Here is a 25,036-nt window from a genome sequence, read left to right as displayed (position 1 = left end):
CCGGACCGGACCCACGGTGACCTACGGGCTCATCGCCGCCTGCTGTCTCCTCTTCATTGTCAGCCCGGTCTCCGGCCTGAACCCGTCGTACGGAACCGGGGACGAGGTGCTGGCGGCGCAGAGCGCGTACTTCCTGCGGTGGGGGGTGGTGCCGGCCGAACTGACCCGGGGCGAGCCGGGCTCCCTGCTCACCCCCTTCACCGCCCTCTTCGTGCACGGCGGCTGGCTCCACCTGCTCGGCAACATGCTCTTCCTGTGGGTCTTCGGGGCGATGGCCGAGGAGCGGATGGGGCACGTCGAGTTCGCCCTCTTCTATCTCGGCACCGGCTACCTCGCCCTGCTCGGATACGCGGTGGCGCACTCCGACAGCGAGCAGACCCTGGTCGGGGCCTCCGGCGCGATCTCGGCGGTGCTCGGGGCCTTCCTCTTCCTCTTCCCCCGCTCCCGGGTGACGAGCCTCTTCCCCTTCCTCTTCTTCCTGCCGCTGCGCTTCCCGGCCTGGGCGGTGCTCGTCTTCTGGTTCACGCTCCAGTGGCTGGCCGCGCGGGCCGCGGGCGCGGGCCCCGGGGTCGCCTATCTGGCCCACGTCGTGGGCTTCTCGGTCGGCTTCCTCTACGCCTGGGTGAGGTTCCGGGGTGGGGATAGAGTGAAAACCCCAGCAGCGGCGACCGAGGGAGACAGCCAGCCGTGATCACCGCGATCGTCCTCATCAAGACCAGCGTGGACCGCATCCCCGAGATCGCGGAGTCGATCGCCGCGCTCGACAACGTCAGCGAGGTCTTCTCGGTGACCGGTACGTACGACCTCATCGCGATGGTCCGGGTGCCGCGCCACGACGACCTGGCCGAGGTCATCCCCGGCCGGATCAGCAAGATCCCGGGCGTCGAGGGCACCGACACCCACGTCGCCTTCCGGACGTACTCGCAGCACGACCTGGAGGCGGCCTTCGCCATCGGCCTGGAGTCCTGAGCCGGGAGTCCTGAGCCGGGACCCGGCGCCGCGCACGACGCCCGGATGAAGGAATCCTCATCCGGGCTTCATCCCGGGCCGCGCCCGCGCGCCCGACCCTGACCGCATGTCCTTCACCCACCGCATGGCCGGACTCGTCGCCGTCGTCGCCGTCCCGCTCGGGATCGCCGCGACCAGCTACGCGCTGACCGACGAGCCGGCGGCCCCGCGGGTCCCGCCCGCCGTCCACCTCTCCACCCGGCCGACGGCGACCGCGCCGACACCCGGCGCGCCGGCACCCACCGTGAGCGCGCCGACCGCGCCGACCGCGCCCACCGCCCCCGCGGCCCCGCCGACCCCGTCGACCCCGCCGCCCACCGACTCCGTCGTGCCCGGGCCCTCCGCCACGGGCGGCGACGACGATGACGACGATCACGAGTGAAGCGCACCGAACACCGTCTCTCCGCCCGCGTCCGCATCCTGCTCTGGCTGCTGCTCGTCATGGCGGTCGCGCTGGCCGCGGTCGCCGTGGTGACCCGCACCCTGCTGCTGCGCGACGCCGACCACCGCGTCAACCAGTTGCTCACCCAGGAGACCGGGGAGTTCGCCAACTTCGTGGCCCAGGGCGTCGACCCGGACACCGGACGGCGCTTCACCGACCCCGAGGCGCTGCTGCGGGTCTTCCTCCAGCGCCAGTACTCCGACCCGGACGAGGAGCTGCTCGGCCTGGTCGGCACCGGAGGGCCCGGCCCCCGGGTCGTCCGGCAGTCCCGTGACATACCGAGCGCCCTGCCGCTCCACCGCGACCGGCCCGCGCTCGACGCCATCGCCGCCGACCCGGAGCCCTGGGGCCGGATCGACCGCGGCCGGGGCGAGGTGCGGTGGGCGAAGGTGCCGATCGAGACCGGCGGTCCGCCGTCCGCCTTCGTCGTCGCCTTCCACGCCGACCGGGAGCAGGCCATCGCCGACGAGGCGTTCCGCATCCTGCTCGCCATATCCGGGGTGGCGCTGCTGCTGACCACCGGCATCGGCTGGGTGGTGGCGGGCCGCATCCTCGCCCCCGTGCGGCTGGTGCGGACGACCGCCGCCGAGCTGACCGAACGGGACCTCACCCAGCGGATCCCGGTGCAGGGCAAGGACGACGTCGCCGCGCTCGCCGAGACCTTCAACGCGATGCTCGACCGGCTGGAACGCGCCTTCGCGGGTCAGCGTCAGTTCGTCGACGACGCCGGGCACGAGCTGCGCACCCCCATCACCATCGTCCGCGGCCATCTGGAGCTGATGGGCGACGATCCGGCCGAGCGGGCGGAGACGGTCCGGATCGTCACCGACGAGCTGGACCGGATGAGCCGGATCGTCGAGGACCTGCTCCTGCTCGCCAAGGCCGAACGGCCCGACTTCGTGCGGACCGCACCGGTGCAGCTCGGCGAGCTCACCGCCGACGTCTTCGTGAAGGCGCGGGCGCTCGGCGAACGCGACTGGATGCTCGACGCGGTGGCCGACCGGGAGGCGGCGCTCGACGCCCAGCGGATCACCCAGGCGATGGTGCAGCTCGCCCAGAACGCCGTCCAGCACACCGTGCCGGGCGCGCGGATCGCGATCGGCTCGCGGGCCGCCGCCGGCCGGATCGAGCTGTACGTCGCCGACCGCGGCCCCGGCGTCCAGGAGCGGGACGCCGCCGTGATCTTCGAACGCTTCCGCCGGGGCACCGCCCGCCGCGGGGCCCGCACCAGCGGCGCGGGGCTCGGCCTCGCCATCGTCCGGGCCATCGCCGAGGGGCACCGGGGCGGGCGGGTCGAGCTCCGCCCCACCGAGGGCGGCGGGGCCACTTTCGTACTTGTCTTCGAGGAGTGACCATGAATCGCGTGCTGATCGCCGAGGACGAGGAGCGCATCGCCTCCTTCGTCGAGAAGGGCCTCCGCGCCAACGGCTTCACCACCTCCGTCGCCGCCGACGGCGACACCGCGCTCGCCTGGGCGCTCACCGGCGGCTTCGACCTGATGGTCCTGGACATCGGACTGCCCGGCCGGGACGGCTTCACCGTCCTGCGGGAGCTGCGCGAGGCCCGGGTGACCCTGCCCGTCCTCGTCCTGACGGCCCGCGACTCCGTCCGGGACACCGTGGCCGGCCTGGAGGGCGGCGCCGACGACTGGATGACCAAGCCCTTCCGCTTCGAGGAGCTGCTCGCCCGGATCCGGCTGCGGCTGCGCACCGCCGCCCGCGCCCCCGAGGTCACCGTGCTCCGCAGCGGCGACCTCGGCCTGGACCTGCGCACCCGGCGGGCCCGCGCCGGGGAGCGGACGGTGGACCTGACCGCCCGTGAGTTCGTCCTCCTGGAGCTCTTCCTGCGCCACCCGGGGCAGGTGCTCTCACGGGAGCAGATCCTCTCCCACGTCTGGGGGTACGACTTCGACCCCGGCTCCAACATCGTGGACGTCTACGTGCGGGCGCTGCGGAGGAAGCTGGGCGCCGAACGCCTGGAGACGGTGCGCGGCATGGGGTACCGGATGCCCTGACGCGCCCGGCCCGGGGTGCGTGAACCTTCCTTCATGGAGGGCTCATCCCAGGCTCACCGGCCGCCCGGAGGGTGGTTCCCGTGAACCTCTCCCTCCGCCGGACGGTCTGGCTCTGCCTCGCACTCGGTGTCTGCGCGGTGCTCGCCGTCCCCGGCACCGCCCCCGGCCTGGACGGCGGGGCCCGGCTGACCCTGGCCGTCTTCGCGCTCGCCACCTGCGCCTGGATCGCCGCCCCCGTCGACGACACCTACGTGGCGCTCGGCGCCGGGCTCGCCCTCACCGTCACCGGGGTGATCAGCGCCGACGCGCTCTTCGCCACCCTCGGCGACGCCACCGTCTGGCTGCTGATCTGCGCCTTCGTCCTCGCGGCCGCGGTGACCAGGACCGGGCTCGCCGGCCGGGCGGCCGCCTTCCTCGTCACCGGTGCCGGCTCCGTACGCCGGCTGGTCCACCTCACCGCCGCCGCGCTGGTCGTCACCTCCTTCGCCGTCCCGGCCACCTCCGGGCGCGCGGCGCTCGCCCTGCCGGTCTTCCTCGCCCTGGCGAAGGCGCTGGCCGGCCGGCGCCGGCTGGTGGTGATGCTGGCGCTGCTCTTCCCCACCGTCATCCTGCTGTCGGCCGTCGCCACCCTGATCGGCGCGGGCGCCCACCTCATCACCGTCGGGGTCCTCCTGGAGCGGACCGGCGAGGGCATCGGCTTCGCCCGCTGGCTGGTCCTCGGCCTGCCGCTCGCGGTCGTCGCCTCCCATCTGGCGGCCGAGGCGGTGCTGCTCACCACCACCCGCCGCGAGGACCGGCGCGAGCCCGTACGGATCACCGTCGCCGCCCTCCAGGAGCACTCCCCCACCCCGGTGTCGGGGCCGCTCACCGCGCCCGAGCAGCGCTGTCTGCTGCTGCTCTGCACCGTGGTGGCGCTGTGGTGCGCCGAGCCGCTGCACGGGGTCTCGCCGGCCGTGGTCGCGCTGATCGGCGCGATTGTCGCCTCCACCCCCGCGCTCGGCACCGTCCGGATGAAGGACGGACTGAAGGCGGTGCCCTGGCCGATGCTGCTCTTCATGGCGGCGACCACCGCGATGGGCGTGGCCCTCGTCGACTCCGGCGCGGCCGGGTGGTTGGTCGGCGGGATGCCGGCCGGGCTGCCCCCGTGGGCCTTCCTCGGCGCCGTCGTGGCCGTGAGCACCGCCGCCCATCTGGTGCTCCAGTCCCGCTCGGCCCGCTCCTCGGTCCTGGTGCCGCTGGTGGTGGCCGCGGCGGTGGGCGCCGGGGTCAACCCGGTGGCCGCCGCGCTCGCCTCCACCGCCGCCGCCGGGTTCTGCCAGACGCTGCCCGCCTCCGCGAAACCCGTCGCCCTCTTCGCCGAACCACCGGACGGCGTCCCCACCTTCACCCCCCGCGACCTGCTGCGGCTCTCCGCCGTACTCGCCCCGCTCAGCGCCGCCCTGGTGCTGTTCTTCGCCCTCGTCGTCTGGCCGCCGCTCGGCGTGCCCGTCCTCCTGGAGTCCCAGCCGTGAGCCTGCACATCGCCGTCGCCCCCAGCGGTTTCAAGGAGTCCCTGTCCGCGCCCGAGGCCGCCGAGGCCATCGCCGAAGGGCTGCGCCGGGTCCGCCCGGACGCCGTCGTCGACCTGATCCCGCTGGTCGACGGCGGGGAGGGGACGGCCCGGGCGCTGGCCGCCGCGACCGGGGGCAGGCTGCTGCCCCGGGTCGCGACGGGCCCCCTCGGCCACCCGGTGAGGACCCACTTCGCGCTCCTCGACCACTCCTCCGCGGTGGTCGAGATGGCGGCCGTCGCGGGCCTCTCCCTGGTGCCGGCCGACCGGCGCGACCCGGGCGCCACCACCACCTACGGGGTGGGGGAGCTGATCCGGGCCGCGCTCGACGCCGGGGTCCGCCGCGTCCTGGTCGGCTGCGGCGACTCCGGCACCTCGGACGGCGGAGCGGGTGCGCTCCAGGCCCTCGGCGCCCGACTCCTGGACGCCGAGGGAGCCGAACTCCCCCTGGGGGGTGGCGCGTTGACACGTCTCGCCCGGATCGACCCGGCCGGGCTCGATCCGCGGCTCGCGGCCACCGAGCTGCTCGTGGCCTGCAATCCCTACAACGTGCTCACCGGCGAGCGGGGCGTGGCCCGGGTCTTCGGCCCGCAGAAGGGCGCGGACCCGGAGCGGGTCGAGGAGCTGGCGGCGGCCCTGGACCGCTGGGCCGCCCTGCTCGTACGGGACCTGGGCGCGCCCGCCGGGATCGGGACGGCTCCGGGGTCCGGTGCCTCCGGCGGGCTCGGCGCGGGACTCGCCGCGCTCGGCGCCCGGCTGCTCCCCCGCTTCGAGGTGCTGCTCGACCACGTCGACCTGGACGCCCGGCTGGCCCGCGCCGACCTGGTGATCACCGCGGAGGGCGCCCTGGACGGTCAGACCGTGCGGGGCAAGGTCCCGGCGGAGGTGGCCCGCCGGGCCAGGGCCCACGGGGTGCCGGTGCTCGCGCTGGCCGGGACGCTCGGCCGGGGCGTCCACGAGGTGCGGGCGGTGGGGGTCGACGCCTACGGCTCGATCCTGCCCGCGCCCGTGGCACTGCCCGAGGCGCTCGACCGGGGCGCCGAGTTCCTGGCGGACGCGGCCGAACGCACCCTGCGCATGGTCCTGTTGGGGACGAGGCTGGCCGCCTGAGCGGCCGGTGTCAGCCGCGGTCGGGCACGCAGCGGCCGTCCTCCGTGCGGTACTTCCACTGGGCGCCGTCGCGGACGAGCTCCTTCACGGCGCCGACGAAGCGCTCGACGTGCTCGTCCGGCGTACCGGCGCCGAAGCTGACGCGGATGGCGTTGAGGGACCGCTCGCCGGGGGCGGCCGGCTCGGGGGCGCCGCACTCGCCGACGTCCTGCGGGTCGGAGCCGAGGAGGGTGCGGACCAGCGGGTGGGCGCAGAACAGGCCGTCGCGGACGCCGATGCCGTACTCGGCGGAGAGGGCGGCGGCGAAGTGGGAGCTGTTCCAGCCCTCGACCACGAAGGAGATGACGCCGACGCGCGGGGCATCGTCGCCGAAGAGGGAGAGGACGCGGACCTCGGGGACCTCGGCGAGCCCGGCGCGGACGGTGTCGATGAGGTGCTGCTCGCGGGCGACGAGGGTGTCGAAGCCGGCCTCGGTGAGCGCCTTGCAGGCGGAGGCGATGGAGTAGACGCCGATGACGTTCGGGGAGCCGGCCTCGTGGCGGGCGGCGGTGGTGTGCCACTCGACGTCCACGCCGCCGTCGGCCCGGCGGGCCACCGTGCGGGAGGCGCCGCCGCCGGCCAGGTACGGCTCGGCGGCCTGGAGCCAGTCGGCGCGGCCCGCGAGGACGCCGGAGCCGAAGGGCGCGTACAGCTTGTGTCCGGAGAAGGCGACCCAGTCGACGTCCAGGTCCTTCACGGAGACCGGGTGGTGGGGGGCGAGCTGGGCGGCGTCGAGGACGATCCGGGCGCCGTGCGCGTGGGCGGCGGCGGCGAGTTCGCGCACCGGCCACAGCTCGCCGGTCACGTTGGAGGCGCCGGTGACGCAGACCAGGGCCGGGCCGTAGGGGTCACGGTCGGCGAGGGCCCGCTCCAGCGTCTCGACGGCCTGGGCGGGGGTGCGCGGGGCGTTGAGGTACGTCACCTGGGCGTCGCGCCAGGGCAGCAGGGAGGCGTGGTGCTCGGTCTCGAAGACGAAGACCTGGCAGTCGGCGGGGACCACCTGGGCGAGCAGGTTGAGCGAGTCGGTGGTGGAGCGGGTGAAGACGACCTGGTCGCCGTCGCGGCAGTCGAGGAAGGCGGCGACGGTGGCGCGGCTCTGCTCGAAGAGGTCGGTGGAGAGCTGGGAGAGGTAGCCGGCGCCCCGGTGCACGCTGCCGTAGTACGGGGCGTAGGCGGCGACGTCGTCCCAGACGCGCTGGAGGGCGGGGGCGCTGGCCGCGTAGTCGAGGGCCGCGTAGGTCACCTCGCCGCCGGTGACGAGCGGGACGGTGACGTCCCGGCCGAGCACGGGCAGCGGCCCGGTGCAGCAGGCGTCGGCGTCGGCGGCGGAGGCGGTCTCGACGGCGGTGTTCGGGCGTGCGGACATGGCGGAATCTCCCGGCGGGACGAGGCGAGTGGCGTGAAGGACCCGCAGGGCGACGCCAAGGGGCGTACCGCGTACGGGTGTTGACCTCGACGCGCGGCACGGGAAGAGAACGGGTGGCCGCACGGAGGTGGGAGGAAGGGGCCGGAGGCCCTAACGCATTCGCTTGCTCACGAGACCGCTCCCTCGAGGACCAGGACCCCAGGGATGGCGCAGGGGTCCGCGCTTGCCGAGGACCTTGCTGTCCACGGCCTGGTCTTCACCCGGGGCACCCCGCCACGGACGGAGGGTTGCCGGACAGCCAGCCGGGGCTTGAGGGCTGTCACTCATGACCTGTCGCCGAACGTATGCCACCGCTCGCGGTCCGCGCAACCCCGTCCGCATTCCGGAACGGGTGTCGCGCGGACCGCGGCGGGCGGCTCAGGCGTTGCTGGCGGCGATCCAGCGGTCCAGGGCCGCGCGGGCGGCCCCGGAGTCGATCGACTCGGCGGCCCGCGCCATCCCGGCCCGCAGCTGGTCCGCGAGGGTGCCCTCGCCGGGCTCCAGGGCGGTGAGCGCCGCCGCCGCGTTGAGCAGCACCGCGTCCCGTACGGGTCCGGTCTCGCCGGCCAGGAGGCGGCGGGCCACATCGGCGTTGAAGGAGGCGTCGGCGCCGCGCAGCGCCTCCAGGGGCGCGTAGTCGATGCCGACGTCCTTCGGGTCGAAGACCTCCTCGCGGACGGCGCCGTCCCGGACCACCCACACCCGGGAGGTGCCGGTGATGGTCAGCTCGTCCAGGCCGTCGTCGCCGCGGAACACCAGGGCCGAGTTGCCGCGCTCGGCGAAGACCCCGGCGACGATCGGCGCCATCCGCGGGTCGGCGACGCCGACGGCCTGGGCGCGCACCCGGGCCGGGTTGGTGAGCGGGCCGAGCACGTTGAAGGTGGTGCGGATGCCGAGCTGGCCGCGGGCGGCGGCGACGTGCCGGAGGGAGGGGTGGAACTTCACCGCGAAGCAGATGGTGATGCCGGCCTCCTCGGCGACCTCGGCGACCCGCGCCGGGGTGAGGCCGAGGTTGATGCCGAGCTTCTCCAGGACGTCGGAGGAGCCGGAGGCGGAGGAGGCGGCGCGGTTGCCGTGCTTGACGACCTTCGTGCCGGTGCCGGCGACGACGATCGAGGCCATCGTGGAGATGTTGACGGTCTTGGCGCCGTCGCCGCCGGTGCCGACGATGTCGACGGCCGGTCCGGGCACCTCGATGGTGTTGGCGTGCGCGTACATCGTCCGGACCAGCCCGCTGATCTCCTCGACGGTCTCGCCCTTGGCCCGCAGCGCCACCATGAAGCCGGCGATCTGGGCGTCGGTCGCCTCGCCGCTCATGATCAGGTCCATCGCCCAGGCGGTGTCGTCGGCGGAGAGGTTCTTCCCCTCCAGGAGGCCGTTCAGGAGGACGGGCCAGGAGCGGCCCGCCGTGGTAGGTCCTCCAGCGGGGGTCACAGCGCTCATGGCAGCTCCTGATGATCGTGCGTCGGATACGGGGTCCAGCCTATCGATCCGCGGGAACGGCAAAGAGCCCCGTCCATCGAATGGACGGGGCTCTCGCCGTGGCGACCTACATCAGGAGGTCAGGAGGGTCTCAGTGGTGGCCGTGGCCGCTCTGGATCTCCTTGTACTCCTCAAGGGTGGGCTTGGCGACCTGGTTGTCGTCGCCGTAGTAGCCCTTGTTCAGCTTGACCCGGAGCTTCTCCATCGCGCCGATCTTCCGCTGGACGCCGTTCTCGTCGACGGCCGGCGGCAGCGCGGCGGGCTCGTACTGCTCGTGCGCGGTGAGCTTGTACAGCTCGCCCTGGCTGAGCGGCTCGTGGACCTCGACGAACTCACCGTGCGGCAGGCGCTTGATGATGCCGGACTCGCGACCGTGCAGCACCTTGTCCTTGTCCCGGCGCTGGAGGCCGAGGCAGATCCGCTTGGTGACGATGAACGCGATGACCGGGCCGACGAAGAAGAAGATCCGCACGAACCAGGTGATCGAGTTGATCGACAGGTGGAAGTGGGTCGCCCAGAGGTCGTTTCCACCACCGACGAGCATGATCATGTACGCGGTGATCCAGGCGACACCGAAGGCGGTGCGCGTCGGAGCGTTGCGCGGGCGCTGCGCGATGTGGTGCTCGCGCTTGTCACCCGTGATCCAGGACTCGATGAACGGGTAGACCGCGATGGCCGCGAGGACCGCCGGGAAGATCGCCAGCGGGATCATCACACCGAGGACCAGCGTGTGGCCCCACAGGTTGATCTCCCAGCCCGGCATGACACGGATCAGACCCTCGGCGAAGCCCATGTACCAGTCGGGCTGGGCGCCGGTGGACACCTGGTCCGGGCGGTACGGGCCGAGCGCCCAGATCGGGTTGATCGAGGCGACCGCGGCGATCACCGCGATGACGCCGAAGACCAGGAAGAAGAAGCCTCCGGCCTTCGCCATGTACACGGGGAGCAGCGGCATGCCGACGACGTTCTTGTTCGTCCGGCCGGGGCCCTCGAACTGCGTGTGCTTGTGGACGAACACCAGGATCAGGTGCGCGACCACCAGGCCCAGCATGATGCCGGGGAGCAGCAGCACGTGCGCCGAGTAGAACCGCGCGACGAAGTCGCCGCCGGGGAACTCGCCGCCGAAGAGGAACATCGACAGGTACGTGCCGACGATCGGCACGGACAGGATCGCGCCCTGCATGAAGCGGACACCGGTGCCGGAGAGCAGGTCGTCCGGGAGCGAGTAACCGGTGAAGCCGGTGAACATGCCCAGGAAGAACAGCAGGAAGCCGAACAGCCAGTTGATCTCACGCGGCTTGCGGAACGCGCCGGTGAAGAAGACGCGCATCATGTGCACGAACATGCCGGCGAGGAAGATCAGCGCCGCCCAGTGGTGGATCTGCCGGATGAGCAGACCACCGCGCACCTCGAAGGAGATGTGCATGGTCGAGTTGAACGCCTCGGACATCAGCTGTCCCTGGAGCGGGACGTACGAGCCGGCGTACTCCACCTCGTTCATCGACGGGTGGAAGAACATCGTCAGATAGACGCCCGTCAGGATGATGATGAGGAAGCTGTAGAGGCAGATCTCGCCCAGCATGAAGGACCAGTGGTCCGGGAAGATCTTCCGCATGTTGGCCTTGGCCAGCGTGTAGATCCCCAGGCGGCCGTCGGCCCAGTCGGCGACCCGCTCACCGGCGGGCGCCTTCTTCTGCGTGTTGGTCACAGTGCTCATCCGCGCTCCCAGAATGCGGGACCGACGGGCTCGTCGAAGTCGCCGTGCGCTTCGAGGAAGCCCTTGTCGTTCACGCCGATCCGCAGCTGCGGGAGGGCGTGACCGGCCGGGCCGAAGATGACTCGGGCGCCGTCGGACAGGTCGAAGGTGGACTGGTGGCACGGGCAGAGCACGTGGTGCGTCTGCTGCTCGTACAGCGAGATCGGGCAGCCGACGTGGGTGCAGATCTTCGAGAAGGCGACGATGCCCTCGTGCGACCACTCGAGCTCGCGCTTGTCCTTGATGTCCTCCGGCTGGATCCGGACGATCATCAGGGCGGCCTTGGCGATCTCCACCTGGAAGTTGTGGTCGTGCTCCGAGAGGCCCTCGGGCATCGCGAAGGTCAGCGAACCCACGGCGACGTCCTCGGGACGCAGCGGCTCGTGCGTGTTCATGTTGATGAGCAGCTTGCCCTTGGCCCACAGCGTGGTGCGGAGCTTGCGCTCGGGCAGCGGGCCCATGTCGCGCAGCAGCATGACTCCGGAGAGCGGCACCAGGGCCAGCGCGCCGAAGAGCGTGTTGCGGATGAGCTTGCGGCGGCCGAAGCCGGACTCGGCGGCACCGGCCGCGAAGTCCGCCATGACCTGCGCCTTGACCTCGGGCGTGGCCGCGATCGGGTGACGCTCGTCGGCGATCTCGACGTCGGACATGAGGGTACGGGCCCAGTGGACCGCACCCGCGCCGATGAAGAAGAGCGCGAGGCCGAGGGTCCAGCCGAGTGCGAAGTTGAGCGCGGACACGTGGCCGAAGGGCCAGATGTACACGATCTTGTCGACCGGGAAGATCACGTACGAGGCGATGAAGCCGACGGTGGCCAGCATCGACAGCACGAACATGAAGGCGACGGCGCGCTCGGAGCGCCGGGCCGCCTTCTCGTCGATGTCCTGGACACGCGGCTTGTGGGGCGGAAGGCCCGGGTCGGCGAACGGCTTGTCCGCGACCTTCACCGCGCCGTGCGCGGTGTCCTGCCCTGCCGGCAGGTTCTCTTCTGGAATCTCTTGGGTACTCATGACTTCTTGGCCTTAGCGGTGTGGGCCGCGACCCAGATGGCAACTGCGATCAGCGCACCCAGACCGAAGATCCAGGCGAACAGGCCCTCGGAGACGGGGCCGAGGCCACCGAGCGACAGGCCGCCCGGGCTCGCGGTCTCGTCGCCGTTGACGGCCTTCACGTACGCGATGATGTCCTTCTTCTCCTTCTCCGGCATGGTGGTGTCCGGGAAGGAGGGCATGTTCTGCGGGCCGGTCTGCATGGCCTCGTAGAGGTGCTTCGGGCTGACGCCCTCAAGGGTCGGGGCGTACTTGCCGTGCGTCAGCGCGCCGCCCTCGCCGGTGAAGTTGTGGCACTGCGCGCAGTTGGTGCGGAACAGCTCGCCACCCTTCGCGATGTCGGCGCCCTCGGGGCTGTACTGGCCTTCGTTCGGCGTGGCCGGGCCGGCGCCGAGGGAGGCCACGTACGCCGCGAGCTGGTCGATCTCGGCCTGCGTGTAGATGACCTTCTTCTTCGGGACCTGGGCACCCGGCTGCTGCGCCGGCATACGGCCGGTGCCGACCTGGAAGTCCACGGAGGCGGAGCCCACGCCGACCAGGGACGGGCCGTCAGTGGTGCCCTGACCGCCGGTTCCGTGGCAGCTGGCGCAGCCGACGGAGTAGAGCTTCTTGCCCTCCTCGATGGCGAGGGACTGGGCGGTTTCATCGGCCTTCGCCGTGCCCGCGGGCGCGAACGCGGCGTACAGCCCCCCCGTGGCCGCCAGCGCGAGAAGTAGGACGACGACCGCCGCCAGCGGATGGCGTCGTCGTGCGGAGAGCTTTTTCACGGATTACCCCGGTGTCAGGATCTTCTGCGTCGATGCTTGCTGGATGTCGGTCCGCCGTGACCGGCGGTGACCGACTACTTGATCATGTAGATCGTGGCGAAGAGGCCGATCCAGACGACATCGACGAAGTGCCAGTAGTAGGACACGACGATGGCGGCGGTTGCCTGCTCGTGAGTGAACCTCTTGGCGGCGTACGTCCGGCCGAGGACCAGCAGGAAGGCGATGAGACCGCCCGTCACGTGCAGGCCGTGGAAGCCGGTGGTCAGGTAGAACACCGTGCCGTACGGGTCCGACGAGAGCGAGAGGCCCTCGTGCTTGACCAGCTCGGTGTACTCGAGGACCTGGCCGCCGATGAAGATCGCACCCATCACGAACGTGATGATGAACCACGTCCGGAGCTTCTTCACGTCGCCCCGCTCGGCGGCGAAGACGCCGAGCTGGCAGGTCAGGGAGGAGAGCACCAGGATCGTGGTGTTGGTCGCCGAGAAGGGGAAGTTCAAGGCCGCAGCCTTTTCCGCCCAGAACTCGGGACCGGTCACCGATCGCAGGGTGAAGTACATCGCGAAGAGGGCCGCGAAGAACATCAGCTCGGAACTCAGCCAGATGATGGTTCCGACGCTGGTGAGGTTCGGTCGATTGACCGACGGGTGCGCGTGCCCGGTTTCTACTGTCGTTACTGTCGCCACGACCGACATTATGTCGGTCGCTTATCCCGCCCTCACTCCGGGGGGTGCCGTTCGGAGTGTCAGGGGGGTGTGTCCAGCCCGAACGGCCCATCGCGAGGGCCTCCCGACACCCTTCGAACAGGTGTTGAACGGGTGTTGACGGGGTGTGGAGCGGAGTAGCATCCCGCGCACCGGTCGAGGACGACCGGCCCGCCTTCCGGACGGAGGAACGATGCAGTCGAGTGCCACGGTCCTGGTCTACAGCGACGACGCGAACACCCGGGAGCAGGTCCGGCTCGCCGCCGGGCGGCGGCCCGCGGCCGACGTACCGCCCGTGGAGTTCGTGGAGTGCGCCACGCTCCCGGCCGTGCTGAAGCGGCTCGACGAGGGCGGGATCGACGTCTGCGTCCTCGACGGCGAGGCCGTCCCGGCGGGCGGCATGGGCGTCTGCCGGCAGATCAAGGACGAGGTCTTCCACTGCCCGCCGGTGCTGCTGCTCATCGGCCGCCCGCAGGACGCCTGGCTGGCCACCTGGAGCCGCGCGGACGCCGCGGTCACCCTTCCGGTGGAACCGGTCGAGTTCGCGACGTCCCTGGCGGCCCTGCTGCGCACCCGCCTCTCGATCGGGGCGTAGCCCTCAAAGAGAGGGCCTGAGGCGGGCCTTGGCGTCCTCGGTGGCCGTGGGATCACCCTTCTCGGCGACCAGGGCGCTGCCTCGGCGCCACTTGTCCCAGGACAGGTTCCAGTCGCCGAAGCCGTTGCCGAAGGGGTCCATCATGTCGCCGTAGCTGTTGACGGTCCTGACGATGTCGCCCGGGCGGACGGTCTCGTAGAACCAGGCGGCGTTGCCGGTGGACATGCCGACGCAGCCGTGGCTGACGTTGGCGACGCCCTGGGAGCCGACGGACCAGGGGGCGGCGTGCACGTACTCGCCGCTCCAGGTGACCCGGGTGGCGTAGTACACCGGCAGGTCGTACGACTCCGAGCTGCCCTCGGAGATGCCGATGCTGGTGCCGCGCATGCGGACGTAGTACTCCTTGCCGAGCACCACTTTGATCCCGTTTCGGGTGGAGAAGCCCGGTTTTCCGGTGGTCACCGGAATGGTGTTGATCACTTCTCCGTTGCGCCGCACCGTCATGTAGTGGGACCCGGCGTCCGCGACGGCCTCGATCCGGTCGCCGATCTTCAGCCGGAGCGGCTTGGACGGGCCGCCGTAGAGCTTGTCGCCGACACGGAGCCCGTCGAGGTTGCCGGTGACCGAGACGAGCGTGCCGGCCGGCCAGTACTCCTTGGGCCGGAAGTGCAGCTTCTTGTCGTCCACCCAGTACCAGGAGCCCTCGACGGCGGGCGTGGAGCGGACCTTGAGGGCCCGTTCGACGACGGCGCGCGCGGCCCGGTCCTTGACGGCGAGGCTGAGGTCGGCGGTGATCGGCTGTCCGACGCCGTACGTGCCCGCCTCCGGCCCGAAGGTGACGGTCAGGGCCCTCTTGGCCGGAGCCGTCTCGAAGTCGTACGTACGGGCGCCTGGGGCCCCGTCCTCGTCCTCCGTGGCCACCCTGACGGTGTAGCGGGTCCCGGCGGCCAGTGACCCCGTGGAGCGCCACGTACGCCCGTCCGCGGTGAGTTCACCCGCCAGATGGCGGCCCGCCGCGTCGGTGACGGTGACGTCGCTGATCCGCCCGTCGTCGCCGGTGGCGGTGATCTCCAGCGGCTTCTCCGGGTCGAGACGGGTGCCGTCGGCCGCCGCGAAGGCGACCTGGTCGGCGGCGTCGTACGGGCTCGCCGACAGCGGATGCCCCTCGGAGCCCGCGCACGCCGTCGCGCCCGCGGTCACGGTGAGGGCCAGGAGTGTGCAGCTCAGAACAGTCCGAATGCGCGGCGTGTCGTTCATGACCTCACGCTAAGGACTGTTCCGCGCCCGGGCGCGCCGAGCGCGGCAAAAGAGGGGCCCGGCCGCTTCGCGTGCGAAGTGACCGGGCCCCTCGGGGTGTTACGGGGTACTGCTACTGGTTCTGGTTCTCACCGCGGTAGAACTCGAAGACCCAGCCCCAGATGCCGACCAGGATCAGCGGGGCGGAGAAGTACATGATCCACCAGCCCATCGCGATCGAGAGGAACGCGAGCGCTCCACCGAGGGCCAGCGACAGCGGCTGCCAGCTGTGGGGGGCGAAGAAGCCCACCTCGCCGGCCTCGTCCGCGACGTCGGCCTCCTTGTCGTCCTGGGCCATCGCGTCGACACGCTTGGCCGTGAAGGCCAGGTAGTAGCCGATCATGATGGAGAGGCCGAAGGCCAGGAAGAGCGCCGTCGTGCCGACCGGCTCCTTGCTCCAGACGCCGTACAGGATCGCCATGGCAAGGATGAAGACGCTCAGCCAGATGAACATCTTGCCCTGGATCTTCACTTGCCGGCCTCCTTGCTGCCCGTGAGGGCCGCGGCCTCGTGCGGCTTGTTCTCCAGCTGGTCGACAGCCGCGATCTCAGGGTGGTGCAGGTCGAACGCCGGGGATTCCGAACGGATCCGCGGCAGCGTGAGGAAGTTGTGCCGCGGCGGCGGGCAGGACGTCGCCCACTCGAGCGAACGGCCGTAGCCCCACGGGTCGTCGACCTCGACCTTCTTGCCGTACTTGGACGTCTTCCACACGTTGTAGAAGAACGGCAGCATCGACAGGCCGAGCAGGAACGACGAGATCGTCGAGATCGTGTTCAGCGCGGTGAAGCCGTCGGCGTCCAGGTAGTCCGCGTAACGACGCGGCATGCCCTCGGCGCCCAGCCAGTGCTGCACCAGGAAGGTGCCGTGGAAGCCGATGAACAGCGTCCAGAAGGTCATCTTGCCCAGGCGCTCGTCCAGCATCTTGCCGGTGAACTTCGGCCACCAGAAGTGGAAGCCGGCGAACATCGCGAAGACGACGGTGCCGAAGACGACGTAGTGGAAGTGCGCCACCACGAAGTACGAGTCCGAGACGTGGAAGTCCATCGGCGGCGAGGCCAGGATGACGCCGGTCAGACCACCGAAGGTGAAGGTGATCAGGAAGCCGATCGTCCAGAGCATCGGCGTCTCGAAGGACAACGAGCCCTTCCACATCGTGCCGATCCAGTTGAAGAACTTCACGCCGGTCGGTACGGCGATGAGGAACGTCATGAAGGAGAAGAACGGCAGGAGCACGCCGCCGGTGACGTACATGTGGTGGGCCCACACGGTCACGGACAGACCGGCGATCGCGATGGTCGCGGCCACCAGACCGATGTAGCCGAACATCGGCTTGCGGCTGAAGACCGGGATGACCTCGGAGACGATGCCGAAGAACGGCAGGGCGATGATGTACACCTCTGGGTGTCCGAAGAACCAGAAGAGGTGCTGCCAGAGCAGGGCTCCGCCGTTGGCCGCGTCGAAGACGTGGGCACCGAACTTGCGGTCCGCCTCCAGGGCGAAGAGCGCCGCCGCGAGGACCGGGAAGGCGAGCAGGACCAGGACACCGGTCAGCAGCACGTTCCAGGTGAAGATCGGCATGCGGAACATCGTCATGCCCGGAGCGCGCATGCAGATGATCGTGGTGATGAAGTTGACCGAGCCGAGGATCGTGCCGAAGCCGGAGAAGGCCAGACCCATGATCCACATGTCGGCGCCGACGCCCGGCGAGCGGACGGCGTCCGACAGCGGGGAGTAGGCGAACCAGCCGAAGTCGGCCGCACCCTGGGGGGTGAGGAAGCCGGCCACCGCCATGATCGAGCCGAAGAGGTACAGCCAGTAGGCGAACATGTTCAGCCGCGGGAACGCCACGTCGGGCGCGCCGATCTGCAGCGGCATGATCCAGTTCGCGAAGCCGGCGAACAGCGGCGTCGCGAACATCAGCAGCATGATCGTGCCGTGCATCGTGAACGCCTGGTTGAACTGCTCGTTCGACATGATCTGCGTGCCCGGACGGGCCAGCTCGGCGCGCATGAAGAGCGCCATCAGGCCGCCGATGATGAAGAACACGAACGAGGTGACCAGGTACATCGTACCGATGGTCTTGTGGTCGGTGGTGGTCAGCCACTTCACCACCACATTGCCGGGCTGCTTGCGGCGGACGGGCAGCTCGTTCTCGTACGAGTCCTCAGCCGCGGCACCCTTGGTTTCGTTGGGGATGCTCACAGTTGGTTCTTCTCCGCGTTCCTGGCCGGGTCCGTCTGCTCGATGCCGGACGGGATGTAGCCGGTCTGGCCCTTCTCGGCCAGCTCCTTCAGGTGCGCCTGGTAGCGCTCCGGGGAGACGACCTTGACATTGAAGAGCATCCGGGAGTGGTCGACACCGCACAGCTCGGCGCACTTGCCGAGGAAGGTGCCCTCCTGGGTCGGGGTCACCTCGAAGACGTTGGTGTGGCCCGGGATGACGTCCTGCTTGAAGAGGAACGGCACCACCCAGAAGGAGTGGATGACGTCACGCGAGGTGAGGACGAAGCGGACCTTCTCGCCCTTCGGCAGCCACAGGGTCGGGCCCGGGTTGCCGGTCTGCGGGTTGCGGTCGCCGGGGATGCCGGCGGCGTAGACGCCGCCCGCGTTCTCCGGGAACTGCTTGATGTACTTGTCCGGAATGGACGCGAGGTTCTCGTCCGTCTTCGCGTCACCCTCGACGCCCGGCACGTCCTCGATGTAGTTGAAGCCCCAGCTCCACTGGTAGCCGACCACGTTGATCGTGTGGGCCGGCTTGTCCGAGAGGGCAAGGAGCTTCGACTCGTCGCGCGCGGTGAAGTAGAAGAGCACCGAGACGATGATGAGGGGGGTGACCGTGTACAGCGCCTCGATGGGCATGTTGTAGCGGGTCTGCGGAGGTACCTCGACCTTGGTCCGGCTGCGCCGGTGGAAGATGACCGACCACAGGATGAGGCCCCACACCAGGATGCCGGTGAGGAGCGCGGCGGCCCAGGAACCCTGCCACAGGGAGAGGATCCGAGGCGCCTCTTCCGTGACGGGGGTGGGCATGCCCAGGCGGGGGAAGTCTTCCCAGTTGTACGAGCAGCCGGTGGCTGTCGCCAGGATCAGGCCCGCAGTCAGCACCTGCGGCAGCTTCCGCCGCATCGGGCGCCGCGACGAGCGGTCGGAGCCGTTGGGACTCACGTAGCGCCTTCCCGAGAGTCTCGGCCCGCGTTGGTCGGCCACGGCCGTCCGTCTCGCTGGTCGGTCGCCGCCCCGGCCGCGGGCAGGGGTTTGGATGTTTATGCGGACCAAACCCTACTGGACGCTATTTGGGGTCGCGCGGGGAGGGTGCCCAACGCGCCGTCCGAGTCCCCGAAGGGGTGGACGCGAAGGTTCCGGAGAGGGACCGGAAGCGCCCGTTCGGGGGTCTCAGGGCCCACCGGGGCGCACTCCTGACGGGGCCTCACCCGCGGCGCCCCCGGGGATCCGCGGGGCGCGGGCGGGCGGCGCCGGGGCAGGCCCTACGGTGGGCGGATGCCGTACTTCGACGCCGCGTCCGCCGCTCCCCTGCACCCCGTCGCCCGTCAGGCGCTGCTCGCCTCCCTCGACGAGGGGTGGGCCGACCCCGCCCGGCTCTACCGGGAGGGGCGGCGGGCCCGGCTGCTGCTCGACGCGGCGCGGGAGGCGGCGGCGGAGGCGGTGGGCTGTCGCCCCGACGAACTCGTCTTCACTCCTTCGGGAACGCGCGCGGTCCACTCGGGCGTGTCGGGCGCGCTCGCCGGGCGCCGGCGGGTGGGCCGGCGGCTCGTGGTGTCGGCCGTCGAACACTCCTCCGTCCTGCACGCCGGCGAGGCGCACGCGGCGGCCGGCGGCGAGGTGACGGAGGTGCCGGTCGGGCGGACGGGGGCGGTGGACCCGGCGGCCTTCGCGGCGGCGCTGGGCGAGGGGACCGCACTGGCCTGCCTCCAGTCGGCCAACCACGAGGTCGGCACCGAGCAGCCGGTGGCCGAGGTCGCCGAGGCCTGCCGGGCGGCCGGGGTGCCGCTCCTGGTGGACGCGGCGCAGTCGCTGGGCTGGGGGCCGGTGCCGGAGGGGTGGTCGCTGCTCTCCGCGAGCGCGCACAAGTGGGGCGGGCCGGCGGGCGTGGGGCTGCTCGCGGTCCGCAAGGGCGTCCGCTTCGCCCCCCAAGGGCCCTCCGACGAAAGGGAGTCGGGGCGCGCGCCCGGCTTCGAGAACCTGCCGGCCATCGTCGCGGCGGCGGCCTCCCTGCGGGCGGTGCGGGCCGAGGCGGAGGCGGAGGGCGCGCGGCTGCGGGCCCTGGTGGACCGGATCCGGGCGCGGGTGCCGGAGCTGGTGCCGGACGTGGAGGTCGTCGGCGACCCGGTGCGGTGCCTGCCCCACCTCGTCACCTTCTCCTGTCTGTACGTCGACGGGGAGACGCTCCTCGCGGAGCTGGACCGGGAGGGTTTCTCCGTTTCGTCCGGTTCATCGTGTACGAGCTCGACGCTGACGCCCAGCCATGTGCTGCGCGCGATGGGCGTCCTGAGCGAGGGGAACGTACGGGTCTCCCTGCCGGCCGGCACGGAGGAGGCGGACGTCGACCGCTTCCTGGCGGTGCTGCCGGGGGTCGTGGCGTCCGTACGGGAGCGGCTGGGCGCGGTGCCGGCGGCGGCCGAGCCCGCGCTCGCGCAGGAGCTGGTCGTCGACGCGGTCGGGAAGCGGTGCCCGATCCCGGTGATCGAGCTGGCGAAGGTGATCGGGGCGGTGCGGGTGGGGGGGACGGTGGTGGTGCTCGCCGACGACGAGGCGGCGCGGCTCGACATCCCGGCGTGGTGCGAGATGCGGGGCCAGGAGTACGTGGGCGAGTCCCCCGCCCCCCGGGGCGCCCGCGCCTACACGGTCCGCCGCACCACCTGACACCGCGGACGCCGCCACCGCCTGCCCGGTGCGGCGCCCTCCGCCGGTGACTCCGCAGACGCGCCCGAACCCGCACCGGTACGGAGTCGTACCTCGGGGTGCGGGTTCGGGTGCGGGAGCCCGGGCCCGGAAAGGGGCGCCGCCCTCGCGGGGCGTCGGGTCAGGAGAGGTGGGCCTGGAGTTCGGCGGTGGCCTCCTCGCCGTAGGCCTTGGTGAAGCGCTCGATGAAGTTGGCGCGGCGCAGCGTGTACTCCTGCGTGCCGAGCGTCTCGATGACCAGCGTCGCCAGCATGCAGCCGATCTGCGCCGCCCGCTCCAGGCCGACGCCCCACGAGAGACCCGTGAGGAAGCCCGCGCGGAAGGCGTCGCCGACGCCCGTGGGGTCGACCTTCGCCTCCTCCTCCGGGCAGGCGACCTCGATCACGGGCTCGCCGACCCGCTCGATGCGGACGCCGCGCGAGCCGAGCGTGGTGACGCGGTGGCCGACGCGGGACAGGATCTCCTCGTCGGTCCAGCCGGTCTTCGACTCGATGAGGCCCTTCTCGTACTCGTTGGAGAAGAGGTAGGTCGCCCCTTCGAGGAGCGTGCGGATCTCCTCGCCGTTCATGCGCGCGATCTGCTGCGAGAAGTCCGCGGCGAAGGGGATGTCCCGGGTCCGGCACTCCTCGGTGTGGCGGAGCATCGCCTCGGGGTCGTCCGCGCCGATGAGGACGAGGTCGAGCCCGCCCACCCGGTCCGCGACGGCCTTGAGCTCGATGAGCCGGGCCTCGCTCATCGCGCCGGTGTAGAAGGAGCCGATCTGGTTGTGGTCCTTGTCCGTGGTGCAGACGAAGCGCGCGGTGTGCAGGACCTCGGAGATGCGGACCGAGCCGGTGTCGACGCCGTGGCGGTCGAGCCAGGCGCGGTACTCGTCGAAGTCGTAGCCGGCCGCGCCGACGAGGACCGGGTTGCCGCCGAGCTGGCCCATGCCGAAGCAGATGTTGGGGCCGACGCCGCCCCGGCGGACGTCGAGGTTGTCCACGAGGAAGGACAGGGACACCGTGTGGAGCTGGTCGGCCACGAGCTGGTCGGCGAACCGGCCGGGGAAGGTCATGAGGTGGTCGGTGGCGATGGAGCCGGTGACTGCGATACGCACGGCTGGGACGCTCCTGCGGGTGTAAAGGGCGATGACGATCCACGGTAGCCGCTGCGGGGGCCGCTGCCGAACAGTGGAAACTACCCCAGAGTAGGCCTTTTCTCCGGAGCCGGGTGGTGCATACGGTGCGGCCATGACCACGTACCCCGCTCCGCGCGAGCGACACGAGTCCGATCTGAGCCTCGCCGAGCTGCGCGGGGCCAGTGCCCGGATGGTCCCGCACTGGGTGACGCCGGCCGATCCGGCGCCGGCCCCGGTCTCCCCCGCCTCGATCCACGGGGTGGTCGTCCCGGACGCGTCGGCGCGGCTGATCGCCGCCACCGCCGAGTACGGCGGCTGACGGGACGGAACCGACCGCGCCCCCGCCCCGTCCCAACGGTGTCCGAACGACACGAGGGAGCGTTGCGGTGAGCGGTACGGAGAGCGGACACGGGCGGCGGACCGCGCTCGTCGCCTCGGTGGCGGCGGGTGTGCTGCTGGCCGGTGGCGGTGGGCTGTATCTGACCGCCGCCGGCGACGAGGGCGCAGCCGGGACCGAGACGAAGGGCGCGGCGGCGGCGACCGCGCCGCCGCTCCTGCGGCTCGGGGGCGGGAGCGGCGGTGCGGCCCCGGACGCGGGGATCGCGCCGGGCGAGCCCGACCCGGGCGGCGGCCCGAACGGGACGGTCTACAGAGCCGAGGGCCCACTCCCCCAAGGGCCCTCGTCGGCCGCGGTCCACCGGCCGAAGGGCCTGGTCACCTCCGAGGAGGTGGCCAGGCTGGCCGGGGCCCTCGGCATCGAGGGGCGCCCGGCGCTCGTCGGGGACGTGTGGACGATCCGGCCCGAGAAGGACGGCCAGGGGCCGCGCCTGGACGTGGCACGGCAGGCGCCGGGGAGCTGGACGTACTCCTGGTACGACGGCGGTCCGGCCGGCGACACCTGCCTGAAGGGGAAGGCGTGTCCGCCGCCGGGCGAGGTGAAGCCGCCGGCGGGCGGCTCCCCGGTGAGCGAGGCCGCGGCGAGGGCGGCGGCCGCGCCGGTGCTGAAGGCGCTGGGGCAGGACGACGCCAAGGTGTCGGCGACGCAGGTGATGAACGGCTCGGTGCGGGTGGTGAACGCCGATCCGGTGATCGGCGGGCTGCCCACCTACGGCTGGTCGACGGGGCTGCACATCGGCCCCGACGGGCGGCCGGTCGCGGGCAGCGGGACGCTGAAGGAGCCGGTGGAGGGCGCGACGTACCCGGTGGTGTCGGCGGAGCGGGCGCTGGCGCGGCTGAACGAGGCCTCGAAGGGCACGGGTCCGATCGGCATCGGCGGCTGCGCCACGGATCCGCCGGCCGGGGAGCCGCAGGCACCGGACGGGTCCGGGAAGGACGCGCCCTGCCAGACGATCGTGGACATGGCCCCGCCGCACCAGGTGCCGGTGACGGGTGCGGTGCTCGGCCTGGCGGCGACGGACACGGCGGACGGGCGGCTGCTGGTGCCGACGTGGCTGTTCACCGCGGATCCGGCGGACTCGGCGCCGTACACGGTGACCTCGACGGCGGTGGCGGCGGAGTTCCTGGTGCCGCCGGCGACGCCGTCGCCCGAGCCGGTCGCGCCGGAGCCCTCGGACGGGACGGCGCCGGTGCGGCGGATCGAGTCCTTCACGGTCGGCGGTGACGGGCGGACGCTGGCGGTGACCTTCTGGGGCGGGGTGTGCCACGCGTACACGGCACACGCCTCGGAGGACCCGCGGCAGGTGCGGGTGCGGATCGAGGAGAGGCCGCTGGATCCGGACCGGGCCTGCATCCTGGTCGCCAAGGAGATCACCGTGGAGGTGACCCTGGCGGCGCCGCTCGGCGACCGTCCGGTGGTGGACGCGGCGAGCGACGAGGCGGTGCCGCGCAGGTAGCCGTCGGGCCTTCGGGCATGCGGAGAGGGCGGTGGCCCGGGAGGTCGGTCTCCCGGGCCACCGCCCTCTTCGGCGCTCCGCGACGGTTTAGCTGAACGAGTCGCCGCAGGCGCAGGAGCCGGTGGCGTTCGGGTTGTCGATCGTGAAGCCCTGCTTCTCGATGGTGTCGACGAAGTCGATCGAGGCACCGCCGAGGTACGGGGCGCTCATGCGGTCGGTGACGACCTTGACGCCGTCGAAGTCCTTGACGACGTCGCCGTCGAGCGTGCGCTCGTCGAAGAACAGCTGGTAGCGGAGGCCGGAGCAGCCACCGGGCTGGACGGCGACGCGCAGCGCGAGGTCGTCACGGCCTTCCTGGTCGAGCAGAGCCTTGACCTTGGCCGCGGCGGCGTCGCTCAGAAGGATGCCGTCGGTGACGGTGCTGGTCTCGTCCGATACGGACATCTACATCTCTCCCGGGTTGTACGGAGACTGCTTGCCGACGGTGACAACCGGCGGTGCCCCGGATTCATTCCGGGTCGGGTGGGATTTCCCTCCTTCATGCTCGCACACCCTGTCCAGAGACGCGGAAGGCGAATTCGTCACATCGACACTATGGCCATCGTCAGAATGACGTGAAGGGGTTATGATAGATAGCGTCATTTAGACGAAAAGGCTTTTGAAGCTCCCCCCGAAGAAAGGGTGCGTGACGTGACCACCGCCCAGAACACCGCCCTGGACGTCCAGCCGACGCCGCTCGCCCTGCTGCTGCTCGGCCGCGAGGCCGACCCGAAGAGCGAGCGCGGCGTGGAGTGTCCGGGCGACCTGCCGTCTCCCTCCGACCCGGACCTGGTGGAGCGGGCCCGCGCCGCGAAGGAGAAGCTCGGGGACAAGGTCTTCGTGCTCGGCCACCACTACCAGCGCGACGAGGTCATCCAGTTCGCCGACGTCACCGGCGACTCCTTCAAGCTCGCCCGTGACGCCGCCGCCAAGCCGGAGGCCGAGTACATCGTCTTCTGCGGCGTGCACTTCATGGCCGAGTCGGCCGACATCCTCACCGGCGACGACCAGAAGGTCGTCCTGCCGGACCTCGCGGCCGGCTGCTCGATGGCCGACATGGCCACCGCCGAGCAGGTCGCCGAGTGCTGGGACGTGCTCACCGAGGCCGGGATCGCGGACGTCACCGTCCCCGTCTCGTACATGAACTCCTCGGCGGACATCAAGGCCTTCACCGGCAAGCACGGGGGCACCATCTGCACCTCCTCCAACGCCGAGCGGGCGCTGGACTGGGCCTTCGAGCAGGGCGAGAAGGTGCTCTTCCTGCCGGACCAGCACCTGGGCCGGAACACCGCCGTCCGCGACATGGGCATGTCCCTGGACGACTGCGTGGTCTACAACCCGCACAAGCCGGGCGGCGGGCTCACCGCCGAGGAGCTGCGGGCCGCCAAGATGATCCTGTGGCGGGGTCACTGCTCGGTGCACGGCCGCTTCTCGCTGGACTCGGTCGAGGACGTGCGCGCCCGGATCCCCGGTGTGAACGTGCTGGTCCACCCGGAGTGCAAGCACGAGGTCGTCGCCGCCGCGGACTACGTGGGCTCGACCGAGTACATCATCAACACCCTGGAGGCGGCCCCGGCCGGCTCGAAGTGGGCCATCGGCACGGAGCTGAACCTGGTCCGCCGCCTGGCGAACCGTTACGCCGACCAGGGCAAGGAGATCGTCTTCCTCGACAAGACGGTCTGCTTCTGCTCGACCATGAACCGGATCGACCTCCCGCACCTGGTGTGGACGCTGGAGTCGCTGGCCGCGGGGAACCTGGTCAACCGGATCGAGGTCGACCGGGAGACGGAGTCGTTCGCGAAGCTGGCGCTGGAGCGGATGCTGGCCCTGCCGTAACGGTTCTCCCGTACGTACGCCGGAAGGGGCGGCCCCACGAGTCCGTGGGGCCGCCC

General features: G+C 71.4%; 24 protein-coding genes and 1 riboswitch. Of the genes, 12 read left to right on the top strand and 12 right to left on the bottom strand.

All coding sequences use genetic code 11. The annotated features are described in order from the left end of the window. From AB0E19_RS06320 to AB0E19_RS06290, 7 genes are all read left to right on the top strand, one after another. Positions 1-691: rhomboid family intramembrane serine protease (locus AB0E19_RS06320; protein WP_362174144.1), on the top strand; the 691-nt coding region annotated here is incomplete at its 5' end. After that, positions 688-969, top strand: coding sequence for an Lrp/AsnC ligand binding domain-containing protein (locus AB0E19_RS06315; protein ID WP_030758121.1), 282 nt, complete (start codon positions 688-690; stop codon positions 967-969). The genes AB0E19_RS06320 and AB0E19_RS06315, both read left to right, overlap by 4 nt. Before the next feature lie 106 nt (positions 970-1,075). Next, the gene (locus AB0E19_RS06310) at positions 1,076-1,390 is read left to right on the top strand and encodes a small hydrophilic protein (RefSeq protein ID WP_362174140.1); all 315 of its coding nucleotides are present in this window, start codon (positions 1,076-1,078) and stop codon (positions 1,388-1,390) included. Between the two features lie 59 nt (positions 1,391-1,449). Further along, positions 1,450-2,802 carry an ATP-binding protein gene (locus AB0E19_RS06305; RefSeq protein WP_362174889.1) on the top strand — a complete coding sequence of 451 codons (1,353 nt, stop codon included), beginning with the start codon at positions 1,450-1,452 and terminating at the stop codon, positions 2,800-2,802. Between the two features lie 2 nt (positions 2,803-2,804). Then, positions 2,805-3,464 (top strand): response regulator transcription factor, encoded by a 660-nt coding sequence (locus AB0E19_RS06300; RefSeq protein ID WP_362174137.1) that lies wholly within the window; start codon positions 2,805-2,807, stop codon positions 3,462-3,464. An 80-nt stretch (positions 3,465-3,544) separates the two neighbouring features. Next, positions 3,545-4,975: an SLC13 family permease gene (locus AB0E19_RS06295; RefSeq protein ID WP_362174134.1), complete on the top strand. Its 1,431-nt coding sequence runs from the start codon at positions 3,545-3,547 to the stop codon at positions 4,973-4,975. Next, positions 4,972-6,123, top strand: a complete 1,152-nt coding sequence (locus AB0E19_RS06290) for a glycerate kinase (protein WP_362174131.1) — start codon at positions 4,972-4,974, stop codon at positions 6,121-6,123. The genes AB0E19_RS06295 and AB0E19_RS06290 overlap by 4 nt, the downstream gene beginning before the upstream one ends. Positions 6,124-6,133: 10 nt before the next feature. On the opposite strand, the gene AB0E19_RS06285 is transcribed toward AB0E19_RS06290, so the two are convergent. The 6 genes from AB0E19_RS06285 to AB0E19_RS06260 form a co-directional block, all read right to left on the bottom strand. Beyond that, complete coding sequence (locus AB0E19_RS06285; protein WP_362174128.1) at positions 6,134-7,528, bottom strand: aminotransferase class V-fold PLP-dependent enzyme; 1,395 nt, start codon at positions 7,526-7,528, stop codon at positions 6,134-6,136. 214 nt (positions 7,529-7,742) lie between these two features. After that, a riboswitch (SAM riboswitch) is annotated at positions 7,743-7,859 on the bottom strand. Positions 7,860-7,945: 86 nt separating this feature from the next. Next, positions 7,946-9,010: an anthranilate phosphoribosyltransferase gene (gene trpD / locus AB0E19_RS06280; protein WP_362174125.1), complete on the bottom strand. Its 1,065-nt coding sequence runs from the start codon at positions 9,008-9,010 to the stop codon at positions 7,946-7,948. Between the two features lie 130 nt (positions 9,011-9,140). Beyond that, positions 9,141-10,766 carry a cytochrome bc complex cytochrome b subunit gene (locus tag AB0E19_RS06275; RefSeq protein WP_362174122.1) on the bottom strand — a complete coding sequence of 542 codons (1,626 nt, stop codon included), beginning with the start codon at positions 10,764-10,766 and terminating at the stop codon, positions 9,141-9,143. Beyond that, positions 10,763-11,815 carry a Rieske 2Fe-2S domain-containing protein gene (locus AB0E19_RS06270; protein ID WP_362174119.1) on the bottom strand — a complete coding sequence of 351 codons (1,053 nt, stop codon included), beginning with the start codon at positions 11,813-11,815 and terminating at the stop codon, positions 10,763-10,765. Before AB0E19_RS06270 ends, AB0E19_RS06275 begins: the two co-directional genes overlap by 4 nt. Further along, positions 11,812-12,621 carry a c-type cytochrome gene (locus AB0E19_RS06265; RefSeq protein ID WP_360600277.1) on the bottom strand — a complete coding sequence of 270 codons (810 nt, stop codon included), beginning with the start codon at positions 12,619-12,621 and terminating at the stop codon, positions 11,812-11,814. The genes AB0E19_RS06270 and AB0E19_RS06265 overlap by 4 nt, the downstream gene beginning before the upstream one ends. Before the next feature lie 74 nt (positions 12,622-12,695). Next, the gene (locus tag AB0E19_RS06260; RefSeq protein WP_319008060.1) at positions 12,696-13,316 is read right to left on the bottom strand and encodes a heme-copper oxidase subunit III; all 621 of its coding nucleotides are present in this window, start codon (positions 13,314-13,316) and stop codon (positions 12,696-12,698) included. Positions 13,317-13,518: 202 nt separating this feature from the next. Here AB0E19_RS06260 and AB0E19_RS06255 point away from each other — a divergent pair, with 202 nt between their 5' ends. Continuing rightward, a complete protein-coding gene (locus tag AB0E19_RS06255; RefSeq protein WP_362174114.1) occupies positions 13,519-13,920 on the top strand; it encodes a hypothetical protein in 402 nt (133 codons plus the stop codon). A gap of 3 nt (positions 13,921-13,923) precedes the next feature. On the opposite strand, the gene AB0E19_RS06250 is transcribed toward AB0E19_RS06255, so the two are convergent. The 4 genes from AB0E19_RS06250 to coxB form a co-directional block, all read right to left on the bottom strand. Continuing rightward, complete coding sequence (locus AB0E19_RS06250; protein WP_362174111.1) at positions 13,924-15,177, bottom strand: Ig-like domain-containing protein; 1,254 nt, start codon at positions 15,175-15,177, stop codon at positions 13,924-13,926. Between the two features lie 112 nt (positions 15,178-15,289). Next, positions 15,290-15,688 (bottom strand): cytochrome c oxidase subunit 4, encoded by a 399-nt coding sequence (locus AB0E19_RS06245; RefSeq protein WP_362174107.1) that lies wholly within the window; start codon positions 15,686-15,688, stop codon positions 15,290-15,292. Then, the gene (gene ctaD / locus AB0E19_RS06240) at positions 15,685-17,418 is read right to left on the bottom strand and encodes a cytochrome c oxidase subunit I (RefSeq protein WP_360600269.1); all 1,734 of its coding nucleotides are present in this window, start codon (positions 17,416-17,418) and stop codon (positions 15,685-15,687) included. Before ctaD ends, AB0E19_RS06245 begins: the two co-directional genes overlap by 4 nt. Next, positions 17,415-18,380 (bottom strand): cytochrome c oxidase subunit II, encoded by a 966-nt coding sequence (coxB, locus tag AB0E19_RS06235; RefSeq protein ID WP_360600267.1) that lies wholly within the window; start codon positions 18,378-18,380, stop codon positions 17,415-17,417. Before coxB ends, ctaD begins: the two co-directional genes overlap by 4 nt. A 333-nt stretch (positions 18,381-18,713) precedes the next feature. On the opposite strand from coxB, the gene AB0E19_RS06230 reads away from it, so the two are divergent. Then, positions 18,714-20,096, top strand: coding sequence for an aminotransferase class V-fold PLP-dependent enzyme (locus tag AB0E19_RS06230; RefSeq protein ID WP_362174102.1), 1,383 nt, complete (start codon positions 18,714-18,716; stop codon positions 20,094-20,096). 160 nt (positions 20,097-20,256) lie between these two features. On the opposite strand, the gene AB0E19_RS06225 is transcribed toward AB0E19_RS06230, so the two are convergent. After that, positions 20,257-21,231, bottom strand: a complete 975-nt coding sequence (locus AB0E19_RS06225; RefSeq protein ID WP_362174099.1) for a carbohydrate kinase family protein — start codon at positions 21,229-21,231, stop codon at positions 20,257-20,259. A 133-nt stretch (positions 21,232-21,364) separates the two neighbouring features. On the opposite strand from AB0E19_RS06225, the gene AB0E19_RS06220 reads away from it, so the two are divergent. Next, positions 21,365-21,571 carry a hypothetical protein gene (locus tag AB0E19_RS06220; RefSeq protein WP_360313659.1) on the top strand — a complete coding sequence of 69 codons (207 nt, stop codon included), beginning with the start codon at positions 21,365-21,367 and terminating at the stop codon, positions 21,569-21,571. 67 nt (positions 21,572-21,638) lie between these two features. Then, positions 21,639-23,105 carry a hypothetical protein gene (locus AB0E19_RS06215; protein WP_362174095.1) on the top strand — a complete coding sequence of 489 codons (1,467 nt, stop codon included), beginning with the start codon at positions 21,639-21,641 and terminating at the stop codon, positions 23,103-23,105. 87 nt (positions 23,106-23,192) lie between these two features. On the opposite strand, the gene erpA is transcribed toward AB0E19_RS06215, so the two are convergent. Continuing rightward, the gene (erpA, locus tag AB0E19_RS06210; RefSeq protein WP_169085577.1) at positions 23,193-23,549 is read right to left on the bottom strand and encodes an iron-sulfur cluster insertion protein ErpA; all 357 of its coding nucleotides are present in this window, start codon (positions 23,547-23,549) and stop codon (positions 23,193-23,195) included. A 237-nt stretch (positions 23,550-23,786) separates the two neighbouring features. On the opposite strand from erpA, the gene nadA reads away from it, so the two are divergent. Then, entirely contained in the window at positions 23,787-24,980 is a 1,194-nt protein-coding gene (gene nadA / locus AB0E19_RS06205; RefSeq protein ID WP_362174091.1) for a quinolinate synthase NadA, read from the top strand. The last annotated feature ends 56 nt before the right edge of the window (positions 24,981-25,036 follow it).

It is taken from the genome of Streptomyces sp. NPDC047974 (assembly GCF_040653375.1).
Lineage (GTDB): Bacteria > Actinomycetota > Actinomycetes > Streptomycetales > Streptomycetaceae > Streptomyces.
Note: the sequence above shows the minus strand (reverse complement) of the source record. Positions and strands in the feature narration are given on the sequence as shown.

Bases quoted from the DNA above. Each gene is read 5' to 3' on its own strand.
- AB0E19_RS06270 (WP_362174119.1), bottom strand. From the start codon at position 11,815: ATGAGTACCCAAGAGATTCCAGAAGAGAACCTGCCGGCAGGGCAGGAC.
- AB0E19_RS06285 (WP_362174128.1), bottom strand. From the start codon at position 7,528: ATGTCCGCACGCCCGAACACCGCCGTCGAGACCGCCTCCGCCGCCGAC.
- AB0E19_RS06305 (WP_362174889.1), top strand. From the start codon at position 1,450: ATGGCGGTCGCGCTGGCCGCGGTCGCCGTGGTGACCCGCACCCTGCTG.
- AB0E19_RS06220 (WP_360313659.1), top strand. From the start codon at position 21,365: ATGACCACGTACCCCGCTCCGCGCGAGCGACACGAGTCCGATCTGAGC.
- AB0E19_RS06300 (WP_362174137.1), top strand. From the start codon at position 2,805: ATGAATCGCGTGCTGATCGCCGAGGACGAGGAGCGCATCGCCTCCTTC.
- AB0E19_RS06275 (WP_362174122.1), bottom strand. From the start codon at position 10,766: ATGAGCACTGTGACCAACACGCAGAAGAAGGCGCCCGCCGGTGAGCGG.
- AB0E19_RS06260 (WP_319008060.1), bottom strand. From the start codon at position 13,316: ATGTCGGTCGTGGCGACAGTAACGACAGTAGAAACCGGGCACGCGCAC.
- AB0E19_RS06255 (WP_362174114.1), top strand. From the start codon at position 13,519: ATGCAGTCGAGTGCCACGGTCCTGGTCTACAGCGACGACGCGAACACC.
- erpA (WP_169085577.1), bottom strand. From the start codon at position 23,549: ATGTCCGTATCGGACGAGACCAGCACCGTCACCGACGGCATCCTTCTG.
- AB0E19_RS06250 (WP_362174111.1), bottom strand. From the start codon at position 15,177: ATGAACGACACGCCGCGCATTCGGACTGTTCTGAGCTGCACACTCCTG.
- trpD (WP_362174125.1), bottom strand. From the start codon at position 9,010: ATGAGCGCTGTGACCCCCGCTGGAGGACCTACCACGGCGGGCCGCTCC.
- AB0E19_RS06230 (WP_362174102.1), top strand. From the start codon at position 18,714: ATGCCGTACTTCGACGCCGCGTCCGCCGCTCCCCTGCACCCCGTCGCC.
- AB0E19_RS06310 (WP_362174140.1), top strand. From the start codon at position 1,076: ATGTCCTTCACCCACCGCATGGCCGGACTCGTCGCCGTCGTCGCCGTC.